Annotated in this window: 17 protein-coding genes and 1 pseudogene; 11 read left to right on the forward strand and 7 right to left on the reverse strand. The window is 56.2% G+C overall.

Features of this window, described 5'->3' with window-relative positions:
* Nucleotides 1-233: 233 nt before the first annotated feature.
* Nucleotides 234-1,088: an aldo/keto reductase gene (locus GJV78_RS11325; protein WP_155108454.1), complete on the forward strand. Its 855-nt coding sequence runs from the start codon at nt 234-236 to the stop codon at nt 1,086-1,088.
* 41 nt (nt 1,089-1,129) lie between these two features.
* Here the strand turns inward: GJV78_RS11325 and GJV78_RS11330 are convergent, their stop codons facing one another.
* Together GJV78_RS11330 and gapA are read right to left on the reverse strand one after the other, a co-directional pair.
* Complete coding sequence (locus tag GJV78_RS11330) at nt 1,130-2,014, reverse strand: D-hexose-6-phosphate mutarotase (RefSeq protein ID WP_155108455.1); 885 nt, start codon at nt 2,012-2,014, stop codon at nt 1,130-1,132.
* A gap of 73 nt (nt 2,015-2,087) precedes the next feature.
* A complete protein-coding gene (gene gapA / locus GJV78_RS11335) occupies nt 2,088-3,083 on the reverse strand; it encodes a glyceraldehyde-3-phosphate dehydrogenase (protein ID WP_155108456.1) in 996 nt (331 codons plus the stop codon).
* Nucleotides 3,084-3,423: 340 nt separating this feature from the next.
* Between gapA and msrB the strand changes: the two genes are divergently transcribed.
* From msrB to GJV78_RS11385, 10 genes are all read left to right on the forward strand, one after another.
* Nucleotides 3,424-3,837 (forward strand): peptide-methionine (R)-S-oxide reductase MsrB, encoded by a 414-nt coding sequence (gene msrB / locus GJV78_RS11340; protein ID WP_155108457.1) that lies wholly within the window; start codon nt 3,424-3,426, stop codon nt 3,835-3,837.
* A 41-nt stretch (nt 3,838-3,878) separates the two neighbouring features.
* Complete coding sequence (locus tag GJV78_RS11345) at nt 3,879-4,157, forward strand: YeaC family protein (protein ID WP_155108458.1); 279 nt, start codon at nt 3,879-3,881, stop codon at nt 4,155-4,157.
* A 453-nt stretch (nt 4,158-4,610) separates the two neighbouring features.
* Nucleotides 4,611-5,687, forward strand: a complete 1,077-nt coding sequence (locus GJV78_RS11350) for a zinc-binding dehydrogenase (protein WP_155108459.1) — start codon at nt 4,611-4,613, stop codon at nt 5,685-5,687.
* Nucleotides 5,688-5,714: 27 nt separating this feature from the next.
* Nucleotides 5,715-7,094: an MFS transporter gene (locus GJV78_RS11355; protein ID WP_155108460.1), complete on the forward strand. Its 1,380-nt coding sequence runs from the start codon at nt 5,715-5,717 to the stop codon at nt 7,092-7,094.
* Between the two features lie 17 nt (nt 7,095-7,111).
* The gene (locus GJV78_RS11360) at nt 7,112-8,155 is read left to right on the forward strand and encodes an NAD(P)-dependent alcohol dehydrogenase (RefSeq protein ID WP_155108461.1); all 1,044 of its coding nucleotides are present in this window, start codon (nt 7,112-7,114) and stop codon (nt 8,153-8,155) included.
* Nucleotides 8,156-8,166: 11 nt separating this feature from the next.
* Nucleotides 8,167-9,003 carry a ketose-bisphosphate aldolase gene (locus GJV78_RS11365; RefSeq protein WP_155108462.1) on the forward strand — a complete coding sequence of 279 codons (837 nt, stop codon included), beginning with the start codon at nt 8,167-8,169 and terminating at the stop codon, nt 9,001-9,003.
* 4 nt (nt 9,004-9,007) lie between these two features.
* Nucleotides 9,008-9,955 carry a carbohydrate kinase family protein gene (locus GJV78_RS11370; RefSeq protein WP_155108463.1) on the forward strand — a complete coding sequence of 316 codons (948 nt, stop codon included), beginning with the start codon at nt 9,008-9,010 and terminating at the stop codon, nt 9,953-9,955.
* An 8-nt stretch (nt 9,956-9,963) separates the two neighbouring features.
* Complete coding sequence (ydjG, locus tag GJV78_RS11375) at nt 9,964-10,947, forward strand: NADH-dependent methylglyoxal reductase (protein WP_155108464.1); 984 nt, start codon at nt 9,964-9,966, stop codon at nt 10,945-10,947.
* 131 nt (nt 10,948-11,078) lie between these two features.
* Nucleotides 11,079-11,837 carry a DeoR/GlpR family DNA-binding transcription regulator gene (locus tag GJV78_RS11380; protein ID WP_167519520.1) on the forward strand — a complete coding sequence of 253 codons (759 nt, stop codon included), beginning with the start codon at nt 11,079-11,081 and terminating at the stop codon, nt 11,835-11,837.
* Between the two features lie 457 nt (nt 11,838-12,294).
* Nucleotides 12,295-13,650 (forward strand): MFS transporter, encoded by a 1,356-nt coding sequence (locus tag GJV78_RS11385; protein ID WP_155108465.1) that lies wholly within the window; start codon nt 12,295-12,297, stop codon nt 13,648-13,650.
* Nucleotides 13,651-13,660: 10 nt separating this feature from the next.
* Here the strand turns inward: GJV78_RS11385 and GJV78_RS23595 are convergent.
* From GJV78_RS23595 to ansA, 5 genes and pseudogenes are all read right to left on the reverse strand, one after another.
* A pseudogene (locus tag GJV78_RS23595) lies at nt 13,661-13,892 on the reverse strand (bifunctional nicotinamidase/pyrazinamidase); the annotation flags it as partial.
* A gap of 63 nt (nt 13,893-13,955) precedes the next feature.
* Nucleotides 13,956-14,348, reverse strand: a complete 393-nt coding sequence (locus GJV78_RS11390) for a DUF943 family protein (protein WP_167519521.1) — start codon at nt 14,346-14,348, stop codon at nt 13,956-13,958.
* Entirely contained in the window at nt 14,341-14,646 is a 306-nt protein-coding gene (locus GJV78_RS23600) for a DUF3289 family protein (RefSeq protein WP_330998802.1), read from the reverse strand. Before GJV78_RS23600 ends, GJV78_RS11390 begins: the two co-directional genes overlap by 8 nt.
* On the reverse strand, nt 14,601-15,593 hold the full coding sequence (locus GJV78_RS11395; protein WP_230979120.1) for a PAAR domain-containing protein: 993 nt from the start codon (nt 15,591-15,593) through the stop codon (nt 14,601-14,603). The genes GJV78_RS23600 and GJV78_RS11395 overlap by 46 nt, the downstream gene beginning before the upstream one ends.
* Before the next feature lie 102 nt (nt 15,594-15,695).
* Complete coding sequence (gene ansA, locus GJV78_RS11400) at nt 15,696-16,712, reverse strand: asparaginase (RefSeq protein ID WP_155108466.1); 1,017 nt, start codon at nt 16,710-16,712, stop codon at nt 15,696-15,698.
* Between the last annotated feature and the right edge of the window lie 58 nt (nt 16,713-16,770).

A 16,770-nucleotide genomic window follows, 5' to 3' on the forward strand; every position in this document is an offset into this window, starting at 1 on the left:
ACTCACCCCGGTCACATAGTTTGCTATGCTCCCGAGGATGAGTGAGGGACATCCTTGTCCCTCACCGAAGGCGACCTGCGGTCGGGCAAATTCGTTCCTGACGAATTTGTCGCTTGCTTGCCGCCTTCATACAACTCGAATTATTTAGGGTATAACAACATAATCCGGGCATTAAAACAGGGCGCTGACGCCCTGTGTTGCATTACGGTGGCGGGATAGCACAGGAGGAGATAATGACAGAGAAACAGATTATATTTTCCGGGCAGGTGCCCCTTCCCGCCATCGGCCAGGGAACCTGGTATATGGGTGAAAGCGCCGACCGCCGCCGGGAGGAGGTCGCCGCGCTGCGGGCGGGCGTCGAGCGGGGACTGACGCTGATTGATACCGCCGAGATGTACGCCGACGGCGCGGCGGAGAAGGTGGTGGGGGAGGCGCTGAACGGCATACGCGACAAGGTCTTTCTGGTCTCCAAGGTGTATCCGTGGAACGCCGGAGGTGAAAAGGCTATCGCGGCCTGCGAAGGCAGCCTGCGTCGGCTAAACACCGACCGCCTGGACCTCTATCTGCTGCACTGGTCGGGCAGCTATGGGTATGAAGAAACTGTCGCGGCGATGGAAACGCTTATCACCCAGGGGAAAATTCGCCGCTGGGGCGTATCGAATCTCGATTACGATGATATGCAGGCGCTGTGGCAGGTGGCGGGCGGGCGTCAGTGCGCCACCAACCAGGTGCTCTATCACCTGGGCTCGCGCGGCATCGAGTACGATCTGCTGCCGTGGTGCCAGCAGCAGGGGATGCCGGTGATGGCCTACAGCCCGCTGGCTCAGGCAGGACGCCTGCGCGACGGCCTGCTGCATCACCCGACGATCAATGAGATTGCCCTCGGGCACCGGGCCACCGCCGCGCAGATTTTACTGGCGTGGGTGATTAGCCATCGGGGCGTCATGGCGATACCGAAGGCGGCGAGCGTGGAGCACGTCCGGCAGAACGCGGCGGCGCTGGACATCAGGCTTTCAGCGGAAGAGATAGCGAGGCTGGAGGCGGCGTATCCAGCGCCGCCAGGGAAAACGGCGCTGGATATGGTCTGAGCCGGTTCCCCTCTCAGCCGCGGCGGAAGAGGGGCGCTGGCTTAACGGCGGGCGACGCGAAGGGTCTGCGCCAGGCGGAACGGCTTCTCTTCGCTGCTCTTCTGCGGCGTGGTCGCCCAGGCCGACTCAACGCAGACAAAGGTTTTATAACCGTCGTCCGGCATATCGCTCATGCTTACCGACAGCGCCGGGCCGGGGTTCCAGGCCACCACGTTCAGGTGGTGGTGGTGAATCACGTCGATAGCGCGCTTCAGCGCCGCGTCGTGGATCACGCTGCAGGCTTCCGGATTCAGGTAGACGCGGTCAGTGCGGTCCGGGAAGGTCTGTACGCCGTCCGTCAGCGCATCTTCTTTAGCGTCATTCACTTTATCAATAAAGCGATCGCCAAGGCCGCTGACCTGAACGGCGGCAATGTCACCAACGTTAAAGTAGGTGTGCAGCGCGGAGGTGGTGGTGAATTCGCCGTGGGCTTCCAGCTCCATCTCGCAGGTTTTACCCACTTTGAAACGAGCCAGCAGGGTAAAGTCGTGCGGCCAGTAGCGGCGGGAGGCCTCGCTGCTCTGCAGTTCGAAGGTCAATATCGCGCCGTTCTCATCTTCGTTGTGCGCCTTCAGTGTCCAGGGCAGGTTGCGGGCAAAGCCGTGCGAGGGCAGGTCGGGCTGCGCCGCCGGGCCGAACCACGGCCAGCAGATAGGCACCCCGCCGCGCAGCGCCACGCCGGTTTTAAACGGGGTGTTATCGCTGAGCCACAGAACCTCCTCCTCGCCCGCGGGCTTCCAGGAGAGCAGGTGCGCGCCCTGCAGGGCAAACGAGGCTTTGACCTGCGGATGATCGACAACGATCACCTCCAGCTCGTCGAGGCGACGGCGGGAAAGTACCGGGGTGATTTGCTCAACGACCGGCAGGGCAAAAATTTTATTAATCATGATGCCATCCTTTAACTACGGATAAAAAAAGAGCGACCGGAGTCGCTCTTATCGCTGCCTGCTTCATCTCATCTTATTTGGAGATGTGGGCGATCAGATCCAGAACTTTGTTTGAGTAGCCGGTTTCGTTGTCGTACCAGGAGACCAGCTTAACGAAGTTGTCGTTCAGCGCGATGCCTGCTTTGGCATCGAATACGGAAGTGCACACTTCGCCGTTGAAGTCGGTGGAAACCACGTCATCTTCGGTGTAGCCAAGCACGCCCTTCATCTCGCCTTCGGAAGCGGCCTTGATGGCTTTCTTAATTTCTTCATAAGACGCCGCTTTTTCCAGACGAACGGTCAGGTCAACAACGGATACGTTCGGAGTCGGCACGCGGAACGCCATGCCGGTCAGCTTGCCGTTCAGCTCAGGCAGCACTTTACCTACGGCCTTAGCGGCACCGGTAGAGGACGGGATGATATTCTGGGATGCGCCGCGGCCGCCGCGCCAGTCTTTGTGAGACGGGCCGTCAACGGTTTTCTGGGTGGCGGTGGTTGCGTGAACGGTGGTCATCAGACCTTCAACGATACCGAAGTTATCGTTGATGACTTTAGCCAGCGGTGCCAGGCAGTTGGTGGTGCAGGAGGCGTTGGAAACGATGTCCTGGCCGGCATATTTGTCAAAGTTAGCGCCTTTAACAAACATCGGGGTGTTATCTTTGGACGGGCCGGTCAGCACGACTTTTTTCGCGCCAGCGGTGATGTGTTTACGGGCGGTTTCGTCGGTCAGGAAGATGCCGGTGGCTTCAGCAACCACGTCAACGCCCACTTCGTTCCACTTCAGGTTAGCCGGATCGCGCTCAGCGGTAACACGGATTTTTTTACCGTTAACGATCAGATGACCGTCTTTCACTTCAACGGTGCCGTCAAAACGACCGTGAGTGGAGTCATATTTCAGCATGTAAGCCATGTATTCAGCGTCTAACAGGTCGTTGATTGCAACGATTTCGATGTCAGAACGTTTCTGAGCAGCACGGAAAACAATGCGACCGATACGGCCAAAACCGTTGATACCTACTTTGATAGTCATATATTCCACCAGCTATTTGTTAGTGAATAAAAGGTTGCCTGTAAAATTACAAAAACCTTACGCAGCGTCAAGCGGAATCGTGTCAATCATTGCGACAAATCAATCCACTGTCTACGCTTTGTACGACTGACTCGCCTCACTTTTCCAGTTGGCAAGAAGCCACGTGGGGGCGTGCTGCGAATTTTAAAGGGCAACGGCGATAAAAATGCGATATTTGTCACGTTTAGCGCGCAGCCATTTCGCAAGAATCAAGTTTAGAACAAAAGTGTGCGCCGCAATGTTAATGTTTTGTTAGTATTGGTCACGCAATGTGAGTGTTTTAAAAGCGAGATGTAAGAAAATGGCAAAACAACCTGGCACTGATGAACTGAAGCATAGCCTCTCCGAAATGCAGTTTTACGTGACGCAGAATCACGGCACCGAGCCGCCGTTTACCGGGCGTCTGCTCCACAACAAACGGGAGGGCGTATATCACTGCCTGGTCTGCGATGCGCCGCTGTTTCATTCGGCCGCAAAATACGAATCCGGCTGCGGCTGGCCCAGCTTCTTTGAGCCGGTCAGCGAGGCGTCAATCCGCTACGTTAAGGACTTCTCGCACGGTATGGAGCGCATTGAGATCCTCTGCGGCAGCTGCGGTGCGCACCTGGGCCACGTCTTTCCGGATGGCCCACAGCCCACGGGCGAACGCTATTGCGTCAACTCCGCCTCGTTAAGCTTTACCGATGATGAAAATGGTCAACAAATCCGGGGTTGAAAAAACGATTCAGCCAATTATTCCACAGGAGCGGATAGAGTATGAATCTTGAGCAGATAATCGACAGCATGACGCCGGAGGTCTACCAGCGTCTCTCTACGGCCGTGGAGCTGGGTAAATGGCCGGACGGCGTGGCGCTGACGGCGGAGCAAAAAGAGAACAGCCTGCAGTTGATAATGCTGTGGCAGGCGCGGCATAACGTCGACGCCCAGCATATGACCATCGACACCCGGGGAGAGATGGTAATGAAAAGCAAGCAGCAGCTGAAGGCGGACTTCGGCATTAAGCCGGAGCCGATTGCCGTGTTAAAAGTGCAGTAAGGCCCGACGCCAGCCCGGCCACGGAGCGGCAGGCCGGGTAAGCACTGGCGCTTAACGCTGCCGGGTGCCTGACCACTCCGCCGTTGACGTCCCCCGCGCCCCGGAGACAGCCCCGCAGGGCTGTTTTACCCACCGTTCTGATCCTGGGGCGGTGCCCGCATAAATCGCTTTGTGTCTGGAACGCCCGTAAGTCCGATCCCCGGGGGCGCTTCGCGAATAATCCTCATGTCCTGCCCGTTTGCTACTCCTGCGTCCACTGCCCGCCAGCGCTCCCTCGTCACGAAGCGGCAATCGCTTTCTCCCTCTCCGGCGACACGCCGCCTTTCTTATTTGTGATCGATGTTGTGAAATACAGATAAAGTCTGCTTTTTAAAGATTTCTGTGTTGACCATAAAGATTTTATGGCCAAAGATGGCGCTCATTAAGACCAAACTCAACACAAAGGAAGACGCAATGAAAGCACTGGCAAGATTTGGTAAGGCCTTTGGTGGCTACAAAATGATCGACGTTCCGGAGCCGGTATGCGGCCCGGAAGACGTGATTATAGAAATTAAGGCGGCGGCTATCTGCGGCGCGGATATGAAGCATTACAACGTTGACAGCGGTTCCGATCAATTTAACTCCATTCGCGGCCATGAGTTCGCCGGGCGGATAGCCCGGGTCGGGGAGAAGGTGAAGGACTGGAAGGTGGGGCAGCGGGTGGTTTCCGACAACAGCGGACACGTATGCGGCGTCTGCCCGGCCTGTGAACAGGGCGATTTTCTGTGTTGTACAGAAAAAGTCAATCTCGGACTCGACAACAATACCTGGGGCGGTGGTTTTTCCCGGTACTGCCTGGTACCCGGCGAGATCCTCAGAATTCACCGCCATGCCCTGTGGGAGATACCGGAGGGCGTCGATTACGAAGAGGCCGCGGTGCTGGACCCGATCTGCAACGCCTATAAGTCTATCGCTCAGCAGTCCAGCTTCCTGCCCGGCCAGGACGTAGTGGTGTTTGGCACCGGTCCGCTGGGGCTGTTCTCGGTACAGATGGCGCGCATTATGGGGGCGGTAAACATCGTGATGGTGGGGCTGGACGAAGACGTCCCGGTTCGCTTCCCTGTCGCCAGAGAGCTGGGCGCGACGGCGGTGGTGAACGGCTCGACGGAGGACGTGGTGGCGCGCTGCCAGCAGATCTGCGGCCGGGATAATCTGGGGCTGGTGATCGAATGCTCCGGTGCCAATATCGCCCTTAAGCAGGCTATAGAAATGCTGCGCCCGAACGGCGAAGTGGTGCGCGTTGGCATGGGCTTTAAGCCTCTTGATTTCTCCATTAACGACATCACCGCGTGGAACAAAAGCATCATTGGCCATATGGCCTACGACTCCACCTCCTGGCGCAACGCCATACGCCTGCTTGCCAGCGGCGCAATCAAAGTGAAACCGATGATCACCCACCGGATCGGCCTTTCCCGGTGGCGAGAAGGCTTTGACGCCATGGTCGATAAGAGCGCCATTAAGGTGATCATGACCTACGACTTTGCTGAATAAAAACCTTCACTAAAGGGATGTTATCGTATGGAACAGATAGCAAAACCGCACTGCGGTGCCAGGCTTGACCGGCTGCCGGACTGTCGTTGGCACACCTCTCTATTTGCGATGGTCGCCTTTGGCCTGCTGGTCTGCTGGAGCAACGCCGTTGGTGGCCTGATCCTCGCCCAGCTAAAAGCGTTGGGCTGGACCGATAATTCCACCACCGCTACCTTTTCCGCCATTACCACGGCGGGGATGTTTCTCGGCGCGCTGGTCGGCGGCATTATCGGCGATAAAACCGGGCGTCGAAATGCCTTTCTGCTGTATGAAGCCATCCATATTGCCGCGATGGTGGCCGGGGCGTTTTCGCCAAATATGGATTTCCTGATCGCCTGCCGCTTTGTGATGGGCGTGGGGCTGGGGGCGCTGCTGGTCACGCTGTTCGCCGGCTTTACGGAGTATATGCCCGGCAGAAACCGCGGCACCTGGTCCAGCCGGGTCTCGTTTATCGGCAACTGGTCATATCCGCTCTGTTCCCTGATTGCGATGGGGCTGACGCCGCTTATCGCCATGGAGTGGAACTGGCGCGTGCAGCTGCTTATCCCGGCCGTACTGTCGCTGATTGCCACCGCGTTCGCCTGGCGCTGGTTTCCGGAATCTCCCCGCTGGCTGGAGGCGCGCGGGCGCTATCAGGAGGCGGAGCAGATTATGCGGGCGATTGAGGAGGGCGTTGTCCGGCAAACGGGGAAACCGCTGCCGCCGGTGGCGATGGGCAATGACGATAAGCCGCCGCGACCGGTGCCGTACTCGGCGCTGCTCACCGGCGTCCTGCTGAAGCGCGTTATCTTAGGCTCCTGCGTGCTGATTGCCATGAACGTGGTGCAGTACACCTTAATTAACTGGCTGCCCACCATCTTTATGACCCAGGGAATTAATCTGAAAGACTCTATCGTCTTAAATACCATGAGCATGTTTGGCGCGCCGTTCGGAATTTTTATCGCCATGCTGATCATGGATAAAATTCCACGCAAAACCATGGGCGTCGGGCTGTTAATACTGATTGCCGCCCTCGGCTATATTTATTCGCTGCAAACCAGCATGTTATTAATCACGCTTATTGGTTTCTTCCTGATCACCTTCGTTTATATGTACGTCTGCTATGCCTCAGCGGTATATGTGCCAGAAATCTGGCCGACAGAAGCAAAACTGCGCGGCTCCGGGCTGGCGAACGCCGTCGGGCGAATCAGCGGTATTGCCGCACCCTACGCGGTGGCGGTACTGCTCGACGGCTACGGCGTAACGGGCGTGTTTGCGCTGCTCGGCGGCGTGGCAATTCTTGTCGCCGTCGCCATCGCCACGATTGGTATAGAAACCAAAGGCGTCTCGGTTGAAAGTTTAGCGATTGACGTCGCGCCTCATAAATAATCAGAACGGGAATAACTATGAACAATTCAAAAGCGATATTAAAAACGCCGGGTACGATGAAAATTATTACGGCCGATGTCCCGGTGCCGAAAGATAATGAGGTTTTGCTGAAGGTGGAATATATCGGTATCTGTGGTTCAGACGTCCATGGTTTTGAATCCGGCCCCTTTATTCCGCCCAAAGATCCTAATCAGGAGATTGGCCTTGGCCACGAGTGCGCCGGTACGGTGGTGGCCGTCGGCCGCAGCGTGCGCAAATTCAGGCCGGGGGATCGCGTCGCTATCGAGCCGGGCGTCCCCTGTGGCCACTGCCGATACTGCCTGGAGGGCAAATATAACATCTGCCCGGACGTCGATTTTATGGCCACCCAGCCGAACTATCGCGGCGCTCTGACCCAATACCTGTGCCACCCGGAGAGCTTTACCTACCGGCTGCCGGACAACATGGACACCATGGAGGGCGCGCTGGTGGAGCCGGCGGCGGTGGGGATGCATGCCGCCATGCTGGCGCAGGTGAAGCCCGGCAAGAAGATCGTCATTCTGGGGGCGGGCTGCATCGGGCTGATGACCCTGCAGGCGTGCCGCTGCCTGGGCGCAACCGATATCACGGTGGTGGACGTGCTGGAAAAACGGCTGGAGATGGCGCAGCGGCTGGGGGCGATGACCGTCATCAACGGGGCGAAGGAGGATACCATCGCCCGCTGCCAGCAGCTGTCGGATGAGATGGGAGCCGACATCGTGTTTGAAACGGCCGGTTCCGCCATTACCGTCAGGCAGGCACCTTATCTGGTGATGCGCGGTGGAAAAATCATGATTGTCGGCACCGTACCCGGCGACTCGGCGATTAATTTCCTCAAAATTAACCGCGAGGTTTCCATCCAGACCGTCTTCCGCTACGCCAATCGCTATCCCGTCACCATTGAGGCCATCGCCTCAGGCCGCTTCGATGTGAAATCGATGGTTACGCATATTTATGACTATCAGGATGTACAGAGAGCATTCGATGAGTCGGTCAACAACAAGAGTGAAATCATTAAAGGTGTTATCAAAATTAACCACTAAGGGAGAGTAGTATGCTGGCAGATATCAGATATTGGGAAAACGACGCGACCCGTAAACATTATGCAATCGCCCACTTTAACGTCTGGAATGCGGAAATGCTGATGGGGGTTATTGACGCGGCGGAGGAGTCAAAGTCGCCGGTGATTATTTCATTCGGCACCGGCTTTGTGGGAAATACCTCATTTGAGGACTTCTCTCATATGATGGTCTCAATGGCGAAGCAGGCCTCCGTACCGGTGATTACCCACTGGGATCATGGGCGCAGCATGGAAATTATTCATAACGCCTGGACGCACGGCATGAATTCACTGATGCGCGACGCCTCCGCCTTCGATTTCGAAGAGAACATCCGCCTGACGAAAGAGGCGGTCGATTTCTTCCACCCGCTGGGCATTCCGATCGAGGCGGAGCTGGGGCACGTCGGCAATGAAACCGTCTATGAAGAGGCGCTGGCGGGCTATCACTACACCGATCCGAGCCAGGCGGCGGAGTTTGTCGAGCGTACCGGCTGCGACTCGCTGGCGGTGGCGATCGGCAATCAGCACGGCGTTTATACCTCTGAACCGCAGCTTAACTTTGAGGTGGTGGAGCGGGTGCGCAGCGCGGTATCGGTGCCGCTGGTGCTGCACGGTGCCTCCGGCATCAGCGATGCCGATATCAGGCAGGCTATTTCGCTCGGCATCGCGAAGATTAATATTCACACCGAGCTGTGCCAGGCGGCGATGGTGGCGGTACAGGAGAACCAGGCTCAGCCGTTCCTGCACTTAGAGCGCGAGGTTCGCCAGGCGGTAAAAGCGCGGGCGCTGGAGAAAATCAGACTGTTTGGTTCTGACGGCAAAGCGGAATGACAATATGGATGAAACAGAGGTTATCTGCCTGGGTACGGCGATAGTCGATATCCCCCTGCAGCCGGTGAGTAAAAATATTTTTGACGTTGATTCTTATCCGTTAGAGCGCATTGCGATGACAACGGGGGGCGACGCCATTAATGAAGCCACCATTATTTCGCGCCTCGGCCATCGCACGGCGTTAATGAGCCGGGTCGGCCAGGACGCGGCGGGACAATTTATTGTCGATCACTGCCGTAAAGAGAATATCGATATCCAGAGCCTGAAACAGGATGCTGATATCGATACCTCAATCAACGTCGGGCTGGTGACCGCTGACGGCGAGCGTACGTTCGTCACCAACCGCAACGGCAGCCTGTGGAAGCTGAATATTAACGACGTCGACATGAGCCGTTTTCCCCGGGCGAAGCTGCTATCGCTGGCGAGCATTTTTAACAGCCCGCTGCTGGACGGCCGCGCCCTGGTGGAGATCTTCCGCCATGCCAGAGCGCACCGCTTAACCATCTGCGCTGACATGATTAAGCCGCGGCTGAATGAGACGCTGGCGGATATCCGCGAAGCGCTGGGCTATGTGGATTATCTGTTCCCCAATTTTGACGAGGCGAAAACCCTCACCGGGAAGGCGACGCTGGATGAGATTGCCGACAGCTTTCTGGAGTGCGGGGTAAAAACGGTGGTCATTAAGACCGGGCGGCAAGGCTGCTTTATTAAAGGCGCTGGCGTCTCGATGACGGTGCCCGCCGTGCCGGGAATAACCGCCATTGATACCATCGGCGCGGGGGACAACTTTGCCTCGGGGTTTATCGCGGCGCTGCTTGAGGGAAAGGGCCTGCGCGACTGCGCGCTGTTTGCCAACGCCACCGCCGCCATATCGGTACTCAGCGTGGGGGCCACCACCGGCGTGAAAAACAGAAAGCTCGTAGAACAACTGCTGGATGAATACGAAGGATAACGCACCAGATGAAAATGATACCTTTAGGCAACACGGATATTACGCTCTCCCGGATGGGGCTGGGCACCTGGGCCATCGGCGGGGGGCCGGCCTGGAATGGCGATCTTGAGCTGCAGGTCTGCCTTGACACCATCGTCGAAGCGCACCGCTGCGGCATTAATCTGATTGATACCGCGCCGGGCTATAACTTCGGCAACAGCGAATCCATCGTAGGCCAGGCGCTGAAGCGGTTACCGCGAAACGAGGTTGTCGTGGAGACTAAGTGCGGCATCGTCTGGGAGCGGAAGGGCAGCCTGTTCAATAAGGTGGGCGATCGTCAGCTGTATAAGAACCTGACGCCCGAATCCATCCGTGAAGAGGTGGACGCCAGCCTGAAGCGGCTGGATATCGACTGCATTGATATCTACATGACCCACTGGCAGTCCGTCGAGCCGTTCTTTACGCCGATAGCCGAAACCATGGGCGTGCTTAACGAGCTGAAGAAGGAGGGCAAAATCCGCGCCATCGGGGCGGCCAACGTCGACACCGGCCATATTCAGGAGTATCTGAAGCACGGCGATCTGCATATTATTCAGGCCAAATACAGCATCCTGGACCGGGCGCTGGAAACGGAGCTGCTGCCGCTTTGCCGCGAGCACAACATCGTGGTGCAGGTCTTCTCGCCCCTGGAGCAGGGGCTGCTCACCGGCACCATAACCCGCGACTACGTGCCGGGCGGCGCGCAGGCCAATAAGCGCTGGTTCCAGCGGCAGAACATGCTGCGGGTCATTGAGATGCTGGAGCAGTGGCGGCCGCTGTGCGAGAAGTACGCCTGTTCCATCCCGACGCTGGCGCTGGCGTGGATCTTAAAGCAGAGCGATCTGATTTCGATCCTCAGCGGCGCGACCGCGCCGGAGCAGGTGCGGGAAAACGTGCAGGCGCTGGCTATTCCTCTGAGCGATGAGGATGCCTTAGCGATGCGGCGGATGGCGGAAGCGTTAGAGAACGAATAATGAAATGGCACCTCTGTTTCTCTGTGAAAGGCAGAATAAATCTGTGATTCATGCAGGATTTTTGTAAATAAACAGGCGCTGTGGCATACTTTGGCCACATTATAACGTTGAAGGAAACAGAGGTGTAAATCGTGGCGGCAAAAGACAGAATTCAGGCAATCAGGCAAATGGTGGCCAGCGACAAGAAAGTAACGGTTGCTAATCTGAGCGCCATTTTTCAGGTGACGGAAGAGACTATTCGTCGCGATCTTGAAAAGCTGGAAGATGAAGGTTTTCTGACGCGCACCTACGGCGGAGCGGTACTCAATAATATAACCCTATCTGACAACATTCATTTTTATAAGCGCGCCAGATCTTTTTATGAAGAGAAGCAGAGCATTGCCCGGAAGGCTCTGCCGCTGATAAAAAATAAAACCACCATGTCGACGGATTCCAGCAGTACGGTCATGGAACTGTTAAAGCTTTTAAAAGATCGCAGCGACCTGACGCTGTTGACTAATTCAGCGGAGGCCATTCATGAGCTGTCACAATCGGAGATTAAGGTGGTGTCGACCGGCGGCGAATTAAATAAAAATACGCTTTCGCTGCAGGGGCGCATTACCCAGGAAATTGTCGGTCGCTATCACGTAGATATTATGGTGATGAGCTGTAAAGGGCTGGACCGGGAGACCGGAGCGCTGGATTCAAATGAAGCGGAGGCGGAGATTAAAAAAACGATGATTGGGCAGGCGACGGAGGTGGCACTGCTGGTCGATCACTCGAAATTTGATCGTAAGGCATTTGTCCAGCTGGTTGATTTCAGTCACATTAATTACATTATTACCAATAAAGCGCCCGACCTTAAATGGATAACCTTCTGTAAGGAAAATAATATTCAGCTCGTTTATTAATCTGGGCTTTTATTAATCTGCGGAGGGGTAATGCTATCTTACTTCCGGTTTTTAGCCCCGGATGCGGCGGCAATAAAATTATCCGGCGCATCCCTACTGGCTATCGCGTGGCCGCGTATGGCGCAATTTTCAGCAGTCGCCGCGGCGTAGCGTCAAACCGTCAACGGCTACGCCGCGTAAAAAAAACAGGCGTTAAAAGGGATTAGGGGGATGGCGGCAGGAACAGGCTGCTATCGCCGTAATTAATAAAAAATAATGATACCCGATTTTTTCAGGCGGCGCAGGCGTAGACATTATTCTGTCGTTGTCCTGCGCGCCGCGGCTATGTTTAGAAATGTGCGGCAGAGCGTAGGCCCGTAGCGGCTATACAGTAGTGCCGCCGCGATTTAAATCTGTCTGCGGATTATTTCAGACAGCCGGAATAAATAAGGGTACAGGCGATATTCGAGGCATCTGAATGGAAAACTATCAACAAATCGGTGCAAGATTAGAACGCTTGCCTTTATCGCGTTTTCATTATCGTATTTTCGGGATTATCAGCTTCAGCCTGCTGCTGACGGGATTTCTGAGCTATTCCGGTAATGTGGTGCTGGCGAAACTGGTCAGCAACGGCTGGTCAAATAATTTTCTTAATGCCGCCTTCACCTCCGCGCTGATGTTTGGCTATTTTATCGGCTCGCTTACCGGCGGATTTGTTGGCGATTATCTCGGCCGCCGCAAAGCATTTCGTATAAACCTGCTGATTGTGGGCCTCTCCGCCACCGCCGCCGCCTTTGTTCCCAATATGTACTGGCTTATCTTCTTTCGCTGCCTGATGGGGACGGGGATGGGGGCGTTGATTATGGTGGGCTACGCCTCGTTCACCGAGTTTATCCCGGCGGAGGTACGCGGCAAATGGTCCGCCCGCCTCTCGTTTGTTGGCAACTGGTCGCCAATGCTGTCGGCGGCGATCGGCGTGGTGGTGATCGCCCTGCTGAGCTGGCGAATGATGTTCCTGCTGGGCGGCGTGGGGATTCTCGTGGCCTGGTTGCTTTCCGGAAGATACTTTACCGAGTCGCCAAGGTGGCTGGCGGGAAAAGGCCGGCAGCGGACTGCCGAAGCGCATATGCACGCCATCGAGCATCAAATAGAGAAAGAGCACAACATCGTTCTGCCGACTCCACGGTGCGAACCCCGCGCCGGCGGGGAGGGGGAGAGCGGTGCCTTCCTGCTGCTGTTCCGGGGGCAGATGCTGCGCCGCACGCTGGTGGCCATTACCGTTCTGATCGCCATGAACATATCTCTTTACACCATCACCGTATGGATCCCGACGATATTTGTTAACTCCGGTATTGACGTCGGTAAATCCATTCTGATGACCGCGATTATGATGATTGGCGCGCCGGTGGGGATCTTTATCGCCACCCTGATTATTGACCGTTTTCCCCGCCGCCTGTTTGGTTCATCGCTGCTGATGGTTATCGCGCTGCTGGGCTATGTTTATTCGATTCAGACCGCCGAGTGGGCTATCCTCGGCTACGGCCTGGTAATGATCTTTTTTCTCTACATGTACGTCTGTTTTGCTTCGGCGGTGTACGTGCCGGAGCTGTGGCCAACGCATTTACGGCTGCGCGGATCGGGGTTTGTTAACGCGGTGGGGCGCATGGTCGCCGTCTTTACCCCTTACGGCGTGGCGCTGCTGCTGACGCGGTATGGCTCCGTTACCGTGTTTATGGTGCTGGGAGTGCTGCTGGTGCTGTGCGCGCTGATTCTGTATTTCTTTGGTATTGAAACGCGAAAGGTTTCGCTGGAGGCGATCTCCGGGCTGAGCTAAGGCGCGGGGCCTAACCCTGGAGCTCTTTCAGGTCGGCCAGCGTGCAGAGCGTTGCGCCCGCCGCCGCCATATCCATAAAACTGCGGGCGCTGTCCGCAGGCTAAAGATTTACATCGCGGCAGCCGTCAAGGGCGGTTTTCTGACGCCGCCCGTTATCGATAAGGGCGCTGTAGCTATCCATCTGCGGATTTTCCCCTCGCCGCCAGCGCCCTTTGCTTCAGCAAAGGATGCAGCGCCGCGCCAGCCCGCTAAGCTCAACTTTAGAGAAAAAACAGCTAAAGATGTGCTTTTTAAAACGGGCATGATTAGCGGTAAAACTGCCCTTCATTTTTACTCCATCCAATCCAGCGAAGCGGTTTTTTTTCAATACATCGGGCGGCAGCCGTCATATCATCGAAGCAAAGTAGATCCGAATCTTCATCCGTCCCTCTGTCGATACGATACCCGTCGCCAAAGTCCATAATGTTTACACTGTAATAGCCATCTTCAGATTTGTGAGGAACACCATATTTCGCCTTTATCATGTCTTTATTGGCTTCCCACCAGGCTATCTGGCGGCTTTTCAGGTACGGAAAATGTCTGACCAGAATAATATCGTTATCGTGGACGGCCACGATCTCAACCGGGGTCAGGGAGTGCCAGAGCAGATAACCACAGACCGTCGCCGCAATAGCGCCAGAGATGAGTCGCTTATTCACCCCGCCTCCCGGTAATTTCTACTGTTGCATTCATTTCGGTGATAAATGGCCGGTAACCGTATTCATTCCAGCGCTGAAGCGTGAACCACAGCCGGAAGATACGGAACTCCCGGTATAGCGGGTTCAGTACATCAGTATCATCAAGACCAAAGTGGTCCTGAACACGGTAATGCACCTTTGCCCGGAAGCTCTCCCCCGTCACCTCCAGCGACGCCAGCGTGATATGCGTCGCCCAGGTATCATGAACGGTAATCACCAGCCCGTTAGTCCGGTCGATCCAACGGTCAAATTTAGGCAGAACTGTTGTGTTAAGCTCCTTAAAATTACCCTTTTCATCGAGTAATCGCCCTTTTTACTCAGCGGGATAAAGCCATACTCATAATTGATTGCATCATGCAGAATACCTTTAATCTTCAGCAAAGAACTTTGCCTGGAGCGATCGTTCAGGATCTGCTCTTTCAGCGCCCTGTCCAGCAGCGGGCTGCTGTACGGCCTGCCGCTGTTGCCCTGCATGTGGTTAATCATCTCCGTAATGATGTCTTTATAGGGGCCGTGGAATGAATACACCTGCGCCAGCGACCGGAACTCATCAAACATCAGCCCCGCGCTTTCCTCTTTACTCACCTTTCTGGCAGGCTCCTCCGGCAGCATGGCCCGCTCATCCGGGGATAAAAGGGGCCAGGGGTTAAGCGGTGGCTTTTCCATCAGGGTGCGCGGATTAACCTTTGTTGATACCGTATTCACATCGATACGAAAACGCACTTTAAGCGTCCGGATATCCAGATCGCCGTGACGCATGTCCTTCGCCTGATAGTCATCCATCTGGTTCTTTGTCTGGTAAATCCGCACCGGGATCGGCATTGGCTCAATGCCTTTGTCCTTCGCCTCTCTTAGTTTCTGCTGCTTTGCGGTCTGCTCGCGTTCGGCGGCGCGTCCGGCATTAGCGTGACTGTCGTAGGTGTGCGTGAGAACGGAAGGTATAAAGCGGGCGCGGCACGGGCAGGAGCTGAAGCTGTCCAGTGATCCCGCCCACACTTTCGGGGCACCGCCTACGGTGTAGGTGTCCCCCATGCCGCCGCAGACGCGGAACTGTCCCTTATGCACGCCACAGCTTACCGGATCGCCCACCCTGACCTGCTGACGCGCCACGCCGCCAATGATATAAACGTCGTCGCTGGCACCAGAAAGAATGCGGCCTCCGCAGGTGGTTTTATCCAGATGATAGAGAAAGTATCCCTTTGCCATAATCCCTCATGAATTTGGTGGTTATATGAGCAACGCATCATATCTTATTGAAGATGCTGCAAACAATTCTGAGGCTGGTGGTGACCCGAAACTTCTTATTTCTCATTCATCCGGTGTCAGCTCGCCGCGCAGATTTTGCATCATCGCCAGGCGGATCGCTTCCGTATCCAGCCCCTGGCTCAGCAGATAGTGCAGCTTGGTCAGCGCGGCTTCAACGGTCATATCCGCGCCGCCAATCACCCCGGCCTGGGCCAGCGCGCTGCCGGTGGCATAGCCGCCCATATTCACTTTACCGGACATACACTGCGTCAGGTTGACCACCACGATCCCGCGGGCGCTGGCTTCGGCCAGCACCTCAAGAAACGCGCTGTTTTGCGGCGCGTTGCCCACGCCGTAGCAGCGCAGGATCAGCGCCTTCACCGGCTGGCGCAGAAAGTTGCGCACCACCCCGGCGGAAATGCCCGGATAGATCGTCACCACGCCGATGGGCTGCGGGGTGACGGGGTGAACCCTCAGCGCCCCCTCACTTCGCGGCGCAGGCGGCGTCGCGGAGCGGCGAATATGGATGCCCGCCTCCAGCAGCGGCGGCAGGTTTGGCGAGGCGAAAGCGTCAAAGCCGTCGGCGTGGGCCTTGGTGGTGCGGTTACCGCGATAGAGCCGGTTATTAAAAAACAGGGTCACCTCGTTGATCGGATAGTTGGCCGCCACGTACAGCGCGTTCAGCAGATTGGTCTGTCCGTCCGAGCGCAGCTCGGCCAGCGGTATTTGTGACCCTGTCACAATTACCGGCTTGCCGAGGTTCTCCAGCATGAAGGAGAGGGCGGAGGCAGTAAAGGCCATAGTGTCGGTGCCGTGGAGGATCACGAAGCCGTCGTAGCGATCGTAATGCGTCCGGATATCATCGGCGATATGCTGCCAGTCTGCCGGCGTCATATCGGAGGAGTCCATCAGCGGCTGGTATTCATGAATGGTGAAGTCCGGCATCTCCGGGCGATGAAACTCCGGCATCAGCGCCAGCTGGCGCTGCAGATGGCCGGAAACGGGAATATATCCCTGTTCTGAACGCTGCATCCCGATGGTGCCGCCGGTGTAGGCAACGTAGATCGATTTCTTCTGCATATTATTGATGTGGATAATGTTGAGGGCACAAGTATATACGTGGCATGGGGGATGTGCA

Origin of the sequence: Intestinirhabdus alba (assembly GCF_009711095.1) — a bacterium.
GTDB lineage: Bacteria > Pseudomonadota > Gammaproteobacteria > Enterobacterales > Enterobacteriaceae > Intestinirhabdus > Intestinirhabdus alba.

Excerpts from the sequence above, each read along its gene's own strand:
- GJV78_RS11325 (WP_155108454.1), top strand. The coding sequence starts at position 234 with ATGACAGAGAAACAGATTATATTTTCCGGGCAGGTGCCCCTTCCCGCC.
- GJV78_RS11330 (WP_155108455.1), bottom strand. The coding sequence starts at position 2,014 with ATGATTAATAAAATTTTTGCCCTGCCGGTCGTTGAGCAAATCACCCCG.
- gapA (WP_155108456.1), bottom strand. The coding sequence starts at position 3,083 with ATGACTATCAAAGTAGGTATCAACGGTTTTGGCCGTATCGGTCGCATT.
- msrB (WP_155108457.1), top strand. The coding sequence starts at position 3,424 with ATGGCAAAACAACCTGGCACTGATGAACTGAAGCATAGCCTCTCCGAA.
- GJV78_RS11345 (WP_155108458.1), top strand. The coding sequence starts at position 3,879 with ATGAATCTTGAGCAGATAATCGACAGCATGACGCCGGAGGTCTACCAG.
- GJV78_RS11350 (WP_155108459.1), top strand. The coding sequence starts at position 4,611 with ATGAAAGCACTGGCAAGATTTGGTAAGGCCTTTGGTGGCTACAAAATG.
- GJV78_RS11355 (WP_155108460.1), top strand. The coding sequence starts at position 5,715 with ATGGAACAGATAGCAAAACCGCACTGCGGTGCCAGGCTTGACCGGCTG.
- GJV78_RS11360 (WP_155108461.1), top strand. The coding sequence starts at position 7,112 with ATGAACAATTCAAAAGCGATATTAAAAACGCCGGGTACGATGAAAATT.
- GJV78_RS11365 (WP_155108462.1), top strand. The coding sequence starts at position 8,167 with ATGCTGGCAGATATCAGATATTGGGAAAACGACGCGACCCGTAAACAT.
- GJV78_RS11370 (WP_155108463.1), top strand. The coding sequence starts at position 9,008 with ATGGATGAAACAGAGGTTATCTGCCTGGGTACGGCGATAGTCGATATC.
- ydjG (WP_155108464.1), top strand. The coding sequence starts at position 9,964 with ATGAAAATGATACCTTTAGGCAACACGGATATTACGCTCTCCCGGATG.
- GJV78_RS11385 (WP_155108465.1), top strand. The coding sequence starts at position 12,295 with ATGGAAAACTATCAACAAATCGGTGCAAGATTAGAACGCTTGCCTTTA.
- GJV78_RS11395 (WP_230979120.1), bottom strand. The coding sequence starts at position 15,593 with ATGGCAAAGGGATACTTTCTCTATCATCTGGATAAAACCACCTGCGGA.
- ansA (WP_155108466.1), bottom strand. The coding sequence starts at position 16,712 with ATGCAGAAGAAATCGATCTACGTTGCCTACACCGGCGGCACCATCGGG.